Genomic DNA, 14195 nt, shown 5'->3' with positions numbered 1-14195 from the left:
CGATTGCTGGGGGGAGGGGGCGGGAAGGATGGGGCTCAGCGCGACAGCCGCGCGGTGGTGAGGGAGGACCTGTGACGCAGCACGCCACCCGGGCGGACGGCCCCGACCCGGTGCGCAGCGCGAGCGCCGCGCGCCAGTGGCTGGTCGAGCGTTGTCAGCGCCACCGGCTGTCTCCTACCCAGCGCCGCGTGGCGCAGTCGTTCCTGGACACCATGCCCGATGCGGCCTTCCTGTCGACGTCGGAGGCCGCCCTGCGAGCAGGGGTCAGCCAGCCGACCGTCACCAGGTTCGCCGCGACGCTGGGCTTCGCGACGTACGCCGACTTCCGCGGCGCGCTGCGGAGCGTCATCCTCGGCCACGGGTCGGAGGGCGAGATCGCCGCCGCGCCGGATCCGGTCACCGAGGCCGAGGCCAACCTGGCGGCGCTGCGCGGCACCCTCGGCTCGCCCGCCATGGCAGCGGCCGTGGCGGCGCTCGCGGACGCCCAGGTCCTGGGCGTCGTCGGGATCCGGGCCTCGACCGCGCTGGCGTCGTACGTCGCCTACTTCGCCCGGCGGATCGTGGACGACGTCCGTCTGGTCACCGAGGCGGACACCGCGACCGATGCGCTCACCCAGATGCACCACGCCGGCGGAGCCGCCGTGGTCGTCGTCGCGATGCCGCGCTACCCCGCCTCGACGGTCCGGGCACTGCGGCACGCGCGCGACCTCGGCATCCCCACGGTGCTGCTCGTGGACACGCCGTTCGCCGACTTCGCCCACGACGCCGATCACGTGCTGGTCGCCCCCGTCGGCACCGGGATGGTCTTCGACTCCCACGCCGCACCGGTGGTGCTGGCGATGGCGCTGCTCGACGGGATCGCCGCAGCCCACCCGCGCCGGACGCAGGACCGGCTGGAGGCCTACGAGGGACAGGTCGACACCTGGCTGCACCAGTCGAGCTCCGACCTGGACTAGGACTCCCTCACGGGGATCCGCACGCCGCGCTCCTCGGCGACCTCGACGGCGCGGTCGTAGCCCGCGTCGACGTGGCGGATGACGCCCATCCCGGGGTCGTTGGTGAGCACCCGCTCGATCTTCTCCGCGGCCAGCGCGGTGCCGTCGGCGACGCACACCTGGCCGGCGTGGATCGAGCGACCCATGCCGACACCGCCACCGTGGTGGATGGACACCCAGCTGGCGCCCGACGCGGTGTTGACCAGGGCGTTGAGCAGCGCCCAGTCGGCGATGGCGTCGGACCCGTCGAGCATCGCCTCGGTCTCGCGGTACGGCGAGGCGACCGACCCGCAGTCCAGGTGGTCGCGCCCGATCACGATCGGCGCCTTGAGCTCCCCGGATGCCACCATCTCGTTGAACTTCAGTCCGGCCAGGTGTCGCTCGCCGTACCCCAGCCAGCAGATCCGGGCCGGCAGGCCCTGGAAGGCGACCTTCTCGCCGGCCATCGTGATCCACTTGTGCAGGCGCTCGTTGTCGGGGAAGAGCTCGAGGATCGCCTTGTCCGTGGCCGCGATGTCGGCCGGGTCGCCGGACAGCGCGGCCCAGCGGAAGGGGCCCCTGCCCTCGCAGAAGAGCGGCCGGATGTAGGCCGGCACGAAGCCGGGGAACTCGAAGGCCCGGTCGTAGCCGCCCTTGCGCGCCTCGTCGCGGATCGAGTTGCCGTAGTCGAAGACCTCGGCGCCCTTGTCCTGGAACTCCACCATCGCGCGCACGTGGGTCGCCATCGACTCCTGCGCGCGCTTGGTGAAGCCGGCCGGGTCCTCGGTGCGCTCGCGCTCCCAGTCGTCGTACGACGTCTCGGCCGGCAGGTAGAAGAGCGGGTCGTGCGCCGACGTCTGGTCGGTGACGATGTCGATCGGGGCGTCGGTCTCGAGCAGCTGCGGCAGCATCACCGCTGCGTTGCCGAGGACGCCGATCGACAGCGGGCGGCGCTCGTCGCGCGCGGCCACGGCCAGCTCGACGGCGTGCTCGAGCGAGTCGGCCCGGACGTCGAGGTAGCGGTGGTCGATCCGGCGCTGGATGCGGCTCTGGTCGCACTCGATGCAGATGACGACGCCGTCGTTCATGGTGACGGCGAGCGGCTGCGCCCCGCCCATGCCGCCGAGCCCGGCGGTCACGGTGATGGTGCCGGCGAGGGTCCCGCCGAAGCGCTTGTCGGCGACCGCCGCGAAGGTCTCGAACGTGCCCTGCAGGATGCCCTGGGTGCCGATGTAGATCCACGAGCCGGCGGTCATCTGGCCGTACATCGTCAGCCCGAGGTCCTCCAGCCGGCGGAACTCCTCCCAGTTGGCCCAGTCGCCGACGAGGTTGGAGTTGGCGATCAGCACGCGCGGCGCCCACGGGTGGGTGCGCATCACGCCGACCGGCTTGCCGGACTGCACCAGCATCGTCTCGTCGTCCTCGAGCGTGGTGAGCGTGCGGACGAGGGCGTCGTACGACTCCCAGTTGCGCGCGGCCTTGCCCGTGCCGCCGTACACGACGAGGTCCTCGGGACGCTCGGCGTTCTCGGGGTCGAGGTTGTTCATCAGCATCCGCAGCGGGGCCTCGGTCTGCCACGACTTCGCGGTCAGCTCGGTGCCGTGCGCGGCGTGGATCGGGAGGCGGGGGTTGGTCATGCCAGTTCTCCAATGACGGACTCGGCGGCGGACAGGACGGCGCCCGACGCGACCAGCGCGACGGTGGCCTCGATCTCGGGCGACAGGTAGCGGTCGGGACCGGGGCCCTCGATGCCGGAGGACCGCAGCAGGTCGATCACGGCGCCGGTCGCCCGCGAGGGCTCCAGCGGTCGGCGCAGGTCGAGGGCGCGCGCGGCGGTCAGCACCTCGATCGCGACGACGCGGGTGAGCCCGTCGACCGAGCGGCGCAGCTTGCGGGCGGCCGACCATCCCATCGACACGTGGTCCTCCTGCATCGCACTCGACGGGATCGAGTCGACCGACGCCGGCACCGCGAGCCGCTTGAGCTCCGAGACGATCGCGGCCTGGGTGTACTGCGCGATCATGTGGCCGCTGTCGACGCCCGGGTCGTGGGCGAGGAAGGGCGGCAGCCCGTGGTTGCGCGCCTTGTCAAGGAACCGGTCGGTCCGGCGCTCGCTGATCGACGCCACGTCGGCGGCGACGATCGCGAGGAAGTCGAGCACGTAGGCGACCGGCGCTCCGTGGAAGTTGCCGTTGGACTCGACGCGGCCCTCCTCCGCCAGCACCACGGGGTTGTCGACCGCCGACGCCAGCTCGCGGCCCGCGACGGTCGCGGCGTGCTCGACGGTGTCGCGCGCGCCGCCGTGGACCTGCGGCGAGCAGCGCAGCGAGTAGGCGTCCTGAACCCGGTTGCAGTCGGGCCCGCGGTGCGAGGCGACGACGCCCGAGCCGGCCAGCAGCGCGACCAGGTTGGCGGCCGACGCGGCCTGGCCGGGGTGCGGACGGATCGCCTGCAGCTCGGGGGCGAAGACGCGGTCGGTGGCGAGCTGACCCTCGACCGACATGGCGGCGGCGATGTCGGCGGTCCTCAGCAGCATCCGCAGGTCGGCGATCGCCAGCACCAGCATCCCGAGCATCCCGTCGGTGCCGTTGATCAGCGCCAGCCCCTCCTTCGCGGCCAGTTCGACCGGGGTGAGCCCGGCCGCGGCCAACGCCTCCGCCGCGGGCATCAGGGTGCCGGACGCGTCGCGGACCTCGCCCTCGCCCATCAGCGCCAGCGCGCAGTGCGACAGCGGGGCGAGGTCGCCGGAGCAGCCGAGCGAGCCGTACTCCCGCACCACCGGGGTGATGCCGTGGGCGAGCAGCGCGGCCAGCAGCTCCGCCGTCTCCCGGCGTACGCCGGTGTGGCCGGTCGCCAGTGTCGAGAGCCGCAGCAGCATCAGGCCGCGCACCACCTCGCGCTCGACCTCGGGACCGGAGCCGGCGGCGTGCGAGCGCACCAGGGAGCGCTGCAGCTGCGCGCGCATCTCGGTCGGGATGTGACGCGTCGCGAGGGCGCCGAAGCCGGTCGAGACGCCGTACGCCGGGGTGGGTGCCGCGGCGAGCTCGTCGATCACGGTGCGCGCCCGGTCGATCGCGACGGCCGCGTCGCGGCTGAGCCGGACGGGAGCACCCGCCCGCGCGACGGAGAGCAGGTCGTCGAAGGAGACCGGCCCGACGCCGACCTCGACGGTCGGGGGCAGGTGGTCGAGGCCGGTAGTCATACGGCCATCCTCGCCGCCCGTCTCCGGCGGCAACAGGGCAGCCGATGGGTCGGCGTCTGTAATACGAGACGTGACGGCCGTCACTCGTGACCAACCCGGCCCAGTCGCGTTGAGGAGGGCCAGGGGGGCAAGTCCGCCCGACCGCTCGGGAGTTCCACGGTCGGGCCCTACGGAGGGAAGTGACCCTGTGCGCGCTGTCGTACGCACCACCATCGCGATCGGAGCCGTGCTGGCCTCAGCCGGCGCCGCCACCATCACCGCCCTTCCCGCCTCGGCGGCGCAGGCGACCCAGGCCCACCGGACGGCGCATCCCAGCGCGACGAAGTTCGCCATGCGCGGCTGGGCCTACGGCACCCGGGTGCTGGGCGGCGACATCCCCGTCAGCTCGGCCCCGACGGCGTACGAGGCCCTGCCCTGCACGAACCGGGCCGGGATCGTGCGGACCAACCACCTGGTGACGGCGAAGCTCCCGTCCCTCGGCACCATCAGCGGCGTGCAGACGCGCGCCTGGACCACGCGCAAGGCCGGCGTCGTCTCCTCGTGGTCGCGCAACACCATCGGCAAGGTCGTGCTGAGCGACTCGCCGCTCGGCACGCTCTACCTCGACGCCGTGTCCACGACCGCCCGGGCCTTCCACGACGGCACGAGGTTCCGCACGAGCACGCACACCGACGTGGCCCGGCTCCGGTTCCAGGGTCCCGCGGGTCCGGCGATGACGCTCCCGCTCCCGGCTCCCAACCGCCCGGTCGAGATCCCCGGCTTCGCCACCGTGACGATCGCCAAGTCGGTCACCGGCACCAACTCCCGCGGCGCGCACGCCGCGGCCAACGGCATCCTGGTCAAGCTGCACGCGACCAAGTCGACCGTGGGCGTCGCCCGGGCCGTGTCGTTCATCTACTCCGGGGTCCGCTCCGGGCTCTTCAACGGCAAGTCCTACGGTCTGAGCGCCTCCGCGGCGAGCAACGTGCTCAACGTCGGCCCGAACCCGCTGCTCAAGCTGCGCTGCGTCGGGACCCGGGGCAAGGTCCAGACGTCCTCCCTCGCCGGGATCAACCTGGGCGACCAGGTCGTCGTCCACGCCGCCAAGAACGAGCAGATGGGCAACCAGACGAGCCGGCACGCCTGGGGCTTCGAGCGCAGCAAGGTCGCCTCGGTCAACATCGGCGACGGCCAGCTCCGGATCGAGGGCATCGTCGGCCAGGCCAACGTGTCGCGCCGCGGCCCGAAGCTGCGCACCTTCAAGCGCAGCACCGCCGGCACGTCGACCGGAAAGATCTACGTCAACGGCAAGCTGCAGCAGTTCCCGGACACCGGCGTCCTGCAGATCCCCGGGGTCGCCAAGATCCAGGCGAAGGTCGTGAAGAACATCCGGAGCGGGATCTCGGTGACGGCCCTGCGGGTCACGCTGCTCGACGGCACCGGCGCGGTCCTCAACCTCGGCACGGCCGAGCTGAAGGTGCGTCGCATCCTGCGCTGAGCAGCACGGGGTCGGCCATCTCACAGGCCACCCAGCAAGACGTACGACGTCGGTCGGTCCGGCGCAGCGTTGACTTGAGGGCGTGACCCTCCGTCAACAGGCTGCGCCGGACCGCACCGTCTCCACCGCTCGCCGGTGGACGATGCTCGCGGCCAGCACGCTGGCCCAGGCCGCGGCGGCCGTGATGATGCACGGGCCCGCCTTCCTGATCCCGACCCTGCACGAGCAGCAGGGCCTGAGCCTCGCCCGGGCCGGGCTGGTCGCGGCCGCGCCGACCATCGGGGTGATGCTGACCCTGGTCGCCTGGGGCTGGGTCACCGACCGGCGCGGCGAGCGGTTCGTGCTGCTTGTCGGGCTCTCCGCGACCGTCGTGGCCGGCGCCGTCGCCGCGCTGTCCGGCGGCCCGACCATGCTGGTCGTCACCCTCTTCCTCGGGGGCGCGGCCGCGGCGAGCACCAACGCGGCCAGCGGTCGGGTCGTGGTCGGCTGGTTCCCTCCGGAGCGGCGGGGTCTGGCGATGGGGATCCGGCAGATGGCCCAGCCGGTCGGCGTCGGTGTCGCCGCGATCTCGATCGCCGTGATCGCCTCGCAGCACGGCGTGCACGCCGCCCTGTGGGTGCCGACGATCGCCTGCGCGCTCGCCGCCCTCTTGGTGGCCGCCGTCGTCATCGACCCTCCGCGACCCGAGCACCGCGAGGGCGCGGTGGCGGTCAACCCCTATCGGCAGGGCTCCTACCTCGCCCGGATCCACGGCGTCTCCGTGCTGCTCGTCGTCCCGCAGTTCCTGGTGTGGTCCTTCGCCCTGGTCTGGTTGGTGACCGACCGTGACTGGTCCCCGGCCGCCGCCGGTGTCGTCGTCGCGATCGCCCAGGTGGCCGGCGCGCTCGGCCGGATCGGCGTCGGCCACCTCTCCGACGTGGTGGGCGGCCGGATGAGGCCGCTGCGGTGGGTGGCCGTCGCCGCCGCCGCGACGATGGCGCTGCTCGGGCTGACCGCCGCCCTCGACCTCGCGGTCGCGGTGGTGCTCGTGGTCGTCGCGACGCTGGTGACCGTGGCCGACAACGGCCTGGCGTTCACGGCGGTCGCCGAGCGGGCCGGCCCCTTCTGGTCCGGCCGCGCGCTCGGAGCCCAGAACACCGCACAGTTCCTCGCCGCCTCCGTCGTACCCCCGCTCGCCGGTCTCGCGATCGGGCAGTGGGGCTACGCCGCGGCGTTCGCCCTCGGCGCGCTCTTCCCCGTGGTCGCCGTGCCGCTGATCCCGGTGCGCGAGGAGCGCGCCCTGTCCTGAGGGATGGTTCTGCAGCCGGTCGGGTACGGCACGGGCATGACCACCACCATCATCATCATCGCCGTCGTCGTCGTGCTGGCCCTCGCGGTCGCCGCCTTCCTCGCCAGCCGACGGCGCCAGAGCAAGCACCGCCACGTCGCCGCCGAGATCCGGTCCGACGCCGCGGCGCACGACCGCGACATCGCGCGGTCGCGCGAGCAGGCGGCCGAGGCCGCGGCCCGTGCCGACGTGGCCCGCGCCGAGGCCGAGCGCGTCGAGCAGGAGGCCACCGAGGCCCAGCGTCGGCTCGACGCCGATCAGGCCCGCCAGGAGAACGCCCTGCGTGACGCCGACGCGATCGACCCGGACGTCGACCACCGCGCCGACGACTACCACCCCGGTGCCGCCGGTGGTCGTACGCCGTAGGCCCCGCCGGCTGGCCGTACCCTTCCGGGCATGAGCCAGGTGCCCGCCGCGACCCGTGCGCTGCGGGTCCTGCGCTTCCTGGCCGGCCAGCCGGACCCCGTGGCGCTCGACCGGATCATGCGGGCGTGCGAGCTGCCGCGGAGCACGACCTACCACCTCCTCAACGCGATGATCGAGGAGGGCTTCGTGGTGCACGTCGCCGAGGAGCACCGCTACGGACTCGGCCTCGCGGCCTTCGAGCTCGGCAGCGGCTACGCGCGCCAGGAGCCCTTGCAGCGACTGGCCCGTCGCCCTCTCGCCGCCCTGGTCGATCGCGTCGGGCACTCGGCGCACCTGGCCGTGCTGCACGGCCGTGAGGTCCTGTACGTCGTGGAGGAGCGCGCGCCGGGCCGCCCCCCGCTGGTCACCGACGTGGGCGTCCGCCTACCGGCCCAGCTGACCGCCAGCGGCCGGGCGATCCTCGCGCAGCTCCCGGCGGCGCAGGTCCGGGCGCTGTACTCACGCCCCTCGGACTTCGTGGACCGCCACGGCCTCGGACCGCGGACCCTCAGCGGCCTGCGCCGAGTCCTCACCGACACCCGGCAGCGCGGGTACGCCGTCGAGGACGGCGAGGTCACTCCCGGCCTGGCGAGCGTGGCGGTCGCCGTGGCCGACCACAACCAGCACCCGGTCGCCGCGGTGGCCGTGACCTACCCCCACGACTACGCGGCGCAGGCCGCCACCCTGGCCGCCGCCGTCACCGCGACGGCCGCCGGGCTGACCCGCCGGATCGGCGGGTGGCTCGGCTGAGCACGACCCCTCGCGCAGGCGTCGGCCTGCTGCAGATCTGTCTGGCCGGCGTCCTGTGGGGCACGGGCGGGCTGGGCGTCCAGGCGATCCGCGACGTCGTCCCGATGTCCGTGCTCACGATCAGCGCCTGGCGGATGGCGATCGCGGCCGTCGTCCTGCTGGTCGTGCTGCTCTCGATGCGCCAGCTGCCCTCGCTGGTGGCGCTGGCGCGGGCCCATCCGGGCCGGGTCGCCCTCGTCGGCTGCGGCACCGCCGCCTACCAGGCGCTCTACTTCGGGGCGATCGTCGCCGTCGGCGTCTCGGTCTCGACCGTCGTGAGCCTCGGGCTGGCCCCGGTGCTGCTCACCGTCGAGGAGTCGCTCCGGCACCGGACCGCTCCGGCTCGGAGCCAGGTGCTCGTGCTGGTCGTCGCCCTCACCGGGCTCGTCCTGGTCAGCCTCGCCGCGGGCAGCCGGGATCCCGGCCCGCACCCGACGCTCGGTGTCGTGCTGGCCGCTGCGTCCGGGGCGACGTACGCCGCCACGACGGCGTTCGGTCGCTCCCTGGCCCAGGTCACCGGACCCCTGACGCTGACCACGGCCACGACGTCGGTCGGCGCTGTCGCGCTGCTTCCCACGGCCTTCATCGGTGGCTCGATCACGGCTCCGCTGACCGAACCGGTGGTCGCGGTGACCGTGCTCTACCTCGGTGTGTTCACCATGGCGATCGCCTACGGGCTGCTGTACGCCGGGCTCCGCACGACCACCGGCAGCGCAGCGGTGATCGCGACGCTCCTGGAGCCGGTGACCGCCGCCGCGCTCGCGGCGGTGCTGCTCGACGAGCGGCTCGGCGTGGTGGGGATCGTCGGGACGGCGCTGATCCTGCTGGCCGTGGCCGGGCTCGGCCGACGGGAGGAGACGACCACCGGGGTCGTCAGCCCCGCGCCCTGACGAGGTGACCTCCCGGCGTCTGCCTCGTTGGACAGCCATGGCGAGTGAGCAGAACCGGTCCCGACGGCGCGCCCTGGTCGCGCTGGTCACCGCGGTCGCCCTGGTGACCACGGCGATCGCCCTCGGCGGTGCTGGCGGCGTGCGCGAGGGGAGCCTGTCCGGTCGCTACGCCGTCGCCCAGGACGCCCTCGGCGCGCAGCGGGCGGACAAGAACGCCCTCTCCCGCGCCGGCGCGCTCGGCGCCTCGACCACGGACCCGACCACGGCGCGGCAGCGGGCCGCGAGCGCGTCGTACGTCGCCAGCGAGCGCCGACTCCCCGACCCGAGGCTCACCACCGCCCTGCTCAGCCCACGCACCGCGCACCCGACCAACCGCTACGCCATGGCCAACGGCTGCTACTCGCTCGCGGGCACCCCCCTCTACTTCGAGCCCACCGACCTCGGCGACTACCTGCTGTACGACGCCCGGCGGCGGTTCGTCACCGCCGGCGGCGCCCGCGCCGACGCCCCCGGCCGGTCGACGGTCTGGACGGCGCGCAAGGCCGGCAGCCGCTTCAGCTTCGTCAACGACGGCTCTCCGCTGCGCATCGGCGGCGCCACGTCGTACGTCCTCACCCGCACCACGGGCTGTGCCGCCTACCCGGAGGCGCAGATCGACGTCTCCGGGCGCCCGCACGCCGGCGTGACGGCGTACCAGGAGGTCCGCGGCTACGTCGACGCGCACACCCACGGCATGGCCTTCGAGTTCCTCGGGGGCGCCGCGCACTGCGGCAAGCCGTGGGACCGGTACGGCGCGCCGTACGCGCTGGTCGACTGCCCCGACCACACCGCCACGGGCGGGTACGGCGGCGTGCTGGAGTCGGTGCTCTCCGGCCAGCCCCACCACGACCCGGTCGGCTGGCCGACCTTCACGGACTGGCCGGCGCCGGAGTCGCTGACCCACGAGGGGACCTACTACCGCTGGCTGGAGCGGTCCTGGCGCGGTGGCCAGCGCATCTTCGTCAACCTGCTCGTCGAGAACGACCAGCTCTGCAAGGTCTACCCGCTCAAGAGGAGCATCGAGTACGCGTCCTGCGACGACATGGAGTCGATCCGTCGCCAGGCCCGGGACATGCGAGAGATGCAGGACTACATCGACGCCCAGTCGGGCGGGCCGGGCAAGGGCTTCTACCGGATCGTCACCGACCCCTTCCAGGCCCGGAAGGTCATCAACGCCGGCAAGATGGCCGTGGTCATGGGCATCGAGACCAGTGTGCCGTTCGGCTGCACGATGAAGCTCGACGTGCCGCAGTGCGACCTGCGCGACATCGACGCCCAGCTCGACTCGGTGAAGAGGCTCGGCGTGCGCCAGATGGAGCTGGTCAACAAGTTCGACAACGCCCTCTCCGGCGTGGCCGGTGACAACGGCGCGGTGGGGACGGCGGTCAACGCCGCGAACTTCCTGGAGACGGGCTCGTTCTGGGACATGCGGCACTGCGAGCCCGCCGACGGGGAGTCGCACGACCGCGACCAGGTCGCGGCCCCGGAGATCTCGGCCCAGCAGCAGGACGCGCTCTTCGGCGCCGTCGGCCAGCTCTTCGACACCCTGCACACCGCGCTGCCGGTCTACGGCCCCGCGCACCACTGCAACTCCCGCGGGCTGACCACGCTCGGCGAGCACACCATCGCGGGCCTCGCCAAGCGCCACATGATCTTCGACCCCGACCACATGAGCGTGAAGGCGCGCGCCTCCGCGCTCGACCAGATCGACGACCTGGGCTACCACGGCGTCGTCTCGAGCCACTCCTGGGCCACGCCCGACGCCTACCCGCGGATCTACCGCGAGGGCGGGTTCATCACGCCGTACGCCGGCGACTCGACGGGCTTCGTCGAGAAGTGGCGCACCCACGTCGGGTGGGCCGACAAGCGCTACTACTGGGGCCTCGGGTACGGCGCCGACATGAACGGGCTCGGCGCGCAGGGGGACCCGCGCGGGGCCGACGTGGCCAACCCGGTGACCTATCCCTTCACGGGCCTCGGTGGCGTGACCGTCGACAAGCAGCACGCGGGTCGCCGGGTGTACGACATCAACACCGACGGCGTCGCGCAGTACGGCCTCTACCCCGACTGGATCCAGGACCTGACCAAGGTCGCCGACAAGCAGCGGAAGGGCGACGGGGCGCGGATCGAGGACGACATGGCCCGCGGCGCGGAGGCCTACCTGCAGATGTGGGAGCGCGCCGAGGGCGTCGCCCCGGACTCGTGCCGCAACCCCGGTCTGCGCAAGCGGGTGGCGACGGTCGAGCGCCTGGTGCGCCGCGGCATGACGACGACCGCCGTGATGAAGGCCGTCGGCCAGCCCTACCAGCGGCTCGGCACGACGTACCGCTTCTGCGCGAGGACCGGCTCCGACCCGCGGGTCGACATGAAGGTGGTGTTCTCGAAGGGCGGCAAGGTCGTGCGACTCACCCGGCTCTGACTCGAACCGCAAGTTACCACCCGGTAGGATTCTTCTCACGTCCAGCGGGACTGCCGTCGCTGAGCACAGGGAACTAGGCTCACGGCGCGCCGCTCGGCGTGTCGCCCACCCGACTGCCGCCGCTCGAGGGAGTCCCGCTCCATGCAGATCTTCGCCATCGTCGTCTCGCTGGCCCTCACGGTCGTCGCCGTCGTCGCGGTGACCGTCGCCGTCCGCCGCATGCTCGGCGTGATGCGCCTCGGCCAGCCCGCGACGCGGCGCACCGACCAGCCGGCCCGTCGTACCTGGACGATGGTCAAGGAGACGCTGCTCCACACCCGGATGCTGCAGTGGCACTGGGTCGGCATCATGCACTGGTTCGTGTACGCCGGGTTCATCGTGCTCAGCGCGTCGGTGCTGACCGGCTACTTCCAGCTCTTCGCTCCCGAGTTCGCGCTGCCGGTCATCGGCCACTTCTTCCTCTACGAGTGGGTCATGGAGTCGCTGGGCGTGCTCAGCACGGTCGGCATCGTCTTCCTGATCGTCTACCGCCAGCTCAACCACCCGCGCCGTCTCGGCCGCCAGAGCCGCTTCTACGGCTCCAACTTCTGGCAGGCCTACTTCGTCGAGGCGATGGCCCTGCTCGAGGGCTCGGCGATCCTCTTCATCCGCGGTGCGGAGTACAAGCTCGACCCCGAGGCGAGCCGCTTCCACTACCCGGTCAGCGCGACCTTCTCGCGGCTCTACCCGGACGGCCACGACACCCTCGAGAACATCGTCTTCTTCATCGCGATGTTCAAGATCGTGCTCGCGATGGTGTGGCTGCTCGTGATCGCCCGCAACATCACGATGGGCATCGCCTGGCACCGGTTCACCGCCTGGTTCAACATCTGGTTCAAGCGGGAGGGCACTGGTCGTACGGCGCTCGGCGGCCTCAAGCCGCTGACCGTGGGCGGCAAGCCGGTCACCCTGGAGGACATCGAGGAGGACCGGGTCGCCGAGGACGCGATCCTCGGCGTCGGCTCGATCGAGGACTTCAGCTGGAAGGGCATCCTCGACTTCACGACCTGCACGGAGTGCGGCCGCTGCCAGTCGCAGTGCCCCGCGTGGCACACCGAGAAGCCGCTCTCGCCGAAGCTGATGATCATGGGCCTGCGCGACGCGGCGTACGCGAAGGCGCCGTACCTCCAGACCCCGGAGGACGAGCGCGCGGGCCTCAGCGACACCCTGGTCAAGGAGGGCGAGCGGCCGCTGGTCGGCGACACCGGCGACGACTGGTTCTACATGCCCGAGAACGGCTCCGCGGTCATCGACCCCGACGTCCTCTGGTCCTGCACGTCCTGCGGCGCCTGCGTGCAGCAGTGCCCGGTCGACATCGAGCACGTCGACCACATCGTCGACATGCGCCGGTACGCCGTGCTCGTCGAGTCGAACTTCCCCGCCGAGCTCAACGGCCTCTTCAAGGGCCTGGAGAACAAGGGCAACCCGTGGAACATGTCGCCCAACGCGCGACTGGACTGGGCCAAGGACCTCGACTTCGAGGTCAAGGTCGTCGGCGAGACGATCGAGTCGCTCGACGAGGTCGAGTGGCTCTTCTGGGTCGGCTGCGCCGGCGCCTATGAGGACCGGGCGAAGAAGACCACCCGCGCGGTGGCCGAGCTGCTCGACAAGGCGGGCGTCTCCTTCGGGGTCCTCGGCAACGGCGAGACCTGCACGGGTGACCCGGCGCGGCGCGCCGGCAACGAGTTCGTCTTCCAGGGCCTCGCGCAGCAGAACGTCGAGACGTTCAAGGAGTTCAAGGTCAAGAAGGTCGTCTCGACCTGCGCCCACTGCTTCAACACGCTCAAGAACGAGTACAAGGAGTTCGGCGTCGAGCTCGAGGTCGTGCACCACACGCAGCTGCTCAACCGGCTGGTGCGCGAGGGCAAGCTGACCCCGGTCCAGGACGGCGCGGGCGCCCACAAGCGCTCGATCACCTACCACGACCCCTGCTACATCGGCCGTCACAACGGCGTCTACACGCCGCCGCGCGAGCTGCTCGAGATCCTCCCGGGCGCCGAGTTCGTCGAGATGGAGCGCAACTCGGAGAAGTCCTTCTGCTGCGGCGCCGGCGGCGCCCGGATGTGGATGGAGGAGAAGATCGGCGAGCGGATCAACGTCAACCGCACCAAGGAGGCCGTCGGCACCGGCGCCGACCAGATCGCGGTGGGCTGCCCCTTCTGCCGGGTGATGCTCTCCGACGGGCTCACCGCCCAGCAGGCCGCGGGCGAGGCCCGCGAGGAGGTCGAGATCCTCGACGTCGCGCAGATGCTGCTGGCGTCGGTGAAGGGCGAGATGGCGACCAAGCTGGCGCCCGGCGCCGGTGCGGCGTCCGCTCCCGTGGAGACCAAGGCCGAGCCCGAGGCCGGCGACGAGACGATCACCGAGGACACCGTCGTCGAGACGGCCGACGCCGGCCCGGCCGCCAAGGCTTCCGGCGGGTCGTCGCTCTTCGACGCCCCGGCCGAGTCCGAGACGGCCACCGAGGACAAGTCCGTCCAGGAGGAGGTCGCGGCCGCCGAGCCCGCGTCGTCCGGCGGCTCCCTCTTCGACCTCGGCGGAGCAGCCGCCGCCGAGCCGGCGGCACCGGCGGTCGAGCAGCCAGCGCCAGCGAGCGTCGACGAGACCCCCGCACCCGAGAAGCAGCCCGCCGCC

At 72.4% G+C, this 14195-nt stretch carries 10 protein-coding genes; 8 read left to right on the top strand and 2 right to left on the bottom strand.

What is annotated here, in order from left to right; all coding sequences use genetic code 11:
• Window positions 1-71: 71 nt before the first annotated feature.
• Window positions 72-956, top strand: a complete 885-nt coding sequence (locus N542_RS0110960) for a MurR/RpiR family transcriptional regulator (RefSeq protein WP_197025928.1) — start codon at window positions 72-74, stop codon at window positions 954-956.
• On the opposite strand, the gene hutU is transcribed toward N542_RS0110960, so the two are convergent.
• On the bottom strand, window positions 953-2611 hold the full coding sequence (gene hutU, locus N542_RS0110955) for a urocanate hydratase (protein WP_028643947.1): 1659 nt from the start codon (window positions 2609-2611) through the stop codon (window positions 953-955). The genes N542_RS0110960 and hutU overlap by 4 nt on opposite strands.
• On the bottom strand, window positions 2608-4176 hold the full coding sequence (gene hutH, locus N542_RS0110950) for a histidine ammonia-lyase (protein ID WP_028643946.1): 1569 nt from the start codon (window positions 4174-4176) through the stop codon (window positions 2608-2610). Before hutH ends, hutU begins: the two co-directional genes overlap by 4 nt.
• A gap of 187 nt (window positions 4177-4363) precedes the next feature.
• Between hutH and N542_RS0110945 the strand changes: the two genes are divergently transcribed.
• The 7 genes from N542_RS0110945 to N542_RS24450 all read left to right on the top strand — a co-directional run.
• Window positions 4364-5653, top strand: coding sequence for a choice-of-anchor P family protein (locus N542_RS0110945; protein WP_028643945.1), 1290 nt, complete (start codon window positions 4364-4366; stop codon window positions 5651-5653).
• 82 nt (window positions 5654-5735) lie between these two features.
• Window positions 5736-6941 (top strand): MFS transporter, encoded by a 1206-nt coding sequence (locus N542_RS0110940; protein WP_028643944.1) that lies wholly within the window; start codon window positions 5736-5738, stop codon window positions 6939-6941.
• Window positions 6942-6977: 36 nt separating this feature from the next.
• Window positions 6978-7346, top strand: a complete 369-nt coding sequence (locus N542_RS24460; protein ID WP_155992980.1) for a hypothetical protein — start codon at window positions 6978-6980, stop codon at window positions 7344-7346.
• 30 nt (window positions 7347-7376) lie between these two features.
• Complete coding sequence (locus N542_RS0110930; protein ID WP_028643943.1) at window positions 7377-8135, top strand: IclR family transcriptional regulator; 759 nt, start codon at window positions 7377-7379, stop codon at window positions 8133-8135.
• Window positions 8123-9064, top strand: a complete 942-nt coding sequence (locus N542_RS0110925; protein ID WP_051551610.1) for a DMT family transporter — start codon at window positions 8123-8125, stop codon at window positions 9062-9064. Before N542_RS0110930 ends, N542_RS0110925 begins: the two co-directional genes overlap by 13 nt.
• 37 nt (window positions 9065-9101) lie before the next feature.
• Window positions 9102-11522 (top strand): hypothetical protein, encoded by a 2421-nt coding sequence (locus N542_RS24455; protein WP_051551609.1) that lies wholly within the window; start codon window positions 9102-9104, stop codon window positions 11520-11522.
• 141 nt (window positions 11523-11663) lie between these two features.
• A partial coding sequence (locus tag N542_RS24450; protein WP_081795134.1) for a (Fe-S)-binding protein occupies window positions 11664-14195 on the top strand: 2532 nt, incomplete at its 3' end.

The organism is Nocardioides sp. URHA0020 (assembly GCF_000620705.1).
GTDB lineage: Bacteria > Actinomycetota > Actinomycetes > Propionibacteriales > Nocardioidaceae > Nocardioides.
Note: the sequence above shows the minus strand (reverse complement) of the source record. Positions and strands in the feature narration are given on the sequence as shown.

What these genes read in the sequence shown, in the direction of transcription:
- N542_RS24455 (WP_051551609.1), top strand. Translation starts at nt 9,102, where the DNA reads ATGGCGAGTGAGCAGAACCGGTCCCGACGGCGCGCCCTGGTCGCGCTG.
- hutU (WP_028643947.1), bottom strand. Translation starts at nt 2,611, where the DNA reads ATGACCAACCCCCGCCTCCCGATCCACGCCGCGCACGGCACCGAGCTG.
- N542_RS0110930 (WP_028643943.1), top strand. Translation starts at nt 7,377, where the DNA reads ATGAGCCAGGTGCCCGCCGCGACCCGTGCGCTGCGGGTCCTGCGCTTC.
- N542_RS24460 (WP_155992980.1), top strand. Translation starts at nt 6,978, where the DNA reads ATGACCACCACCATCATCATCATCGCCGTCGTCGTCGTGCTGGCCCTC.
- hutH (WP_028643946.1), bottom strand. Translation starts at nt 4,176, where the DNA reads ATGACTACCGGCCTCGACCACCTGCCCCCGACCGTCGAGGTCGGCGTC.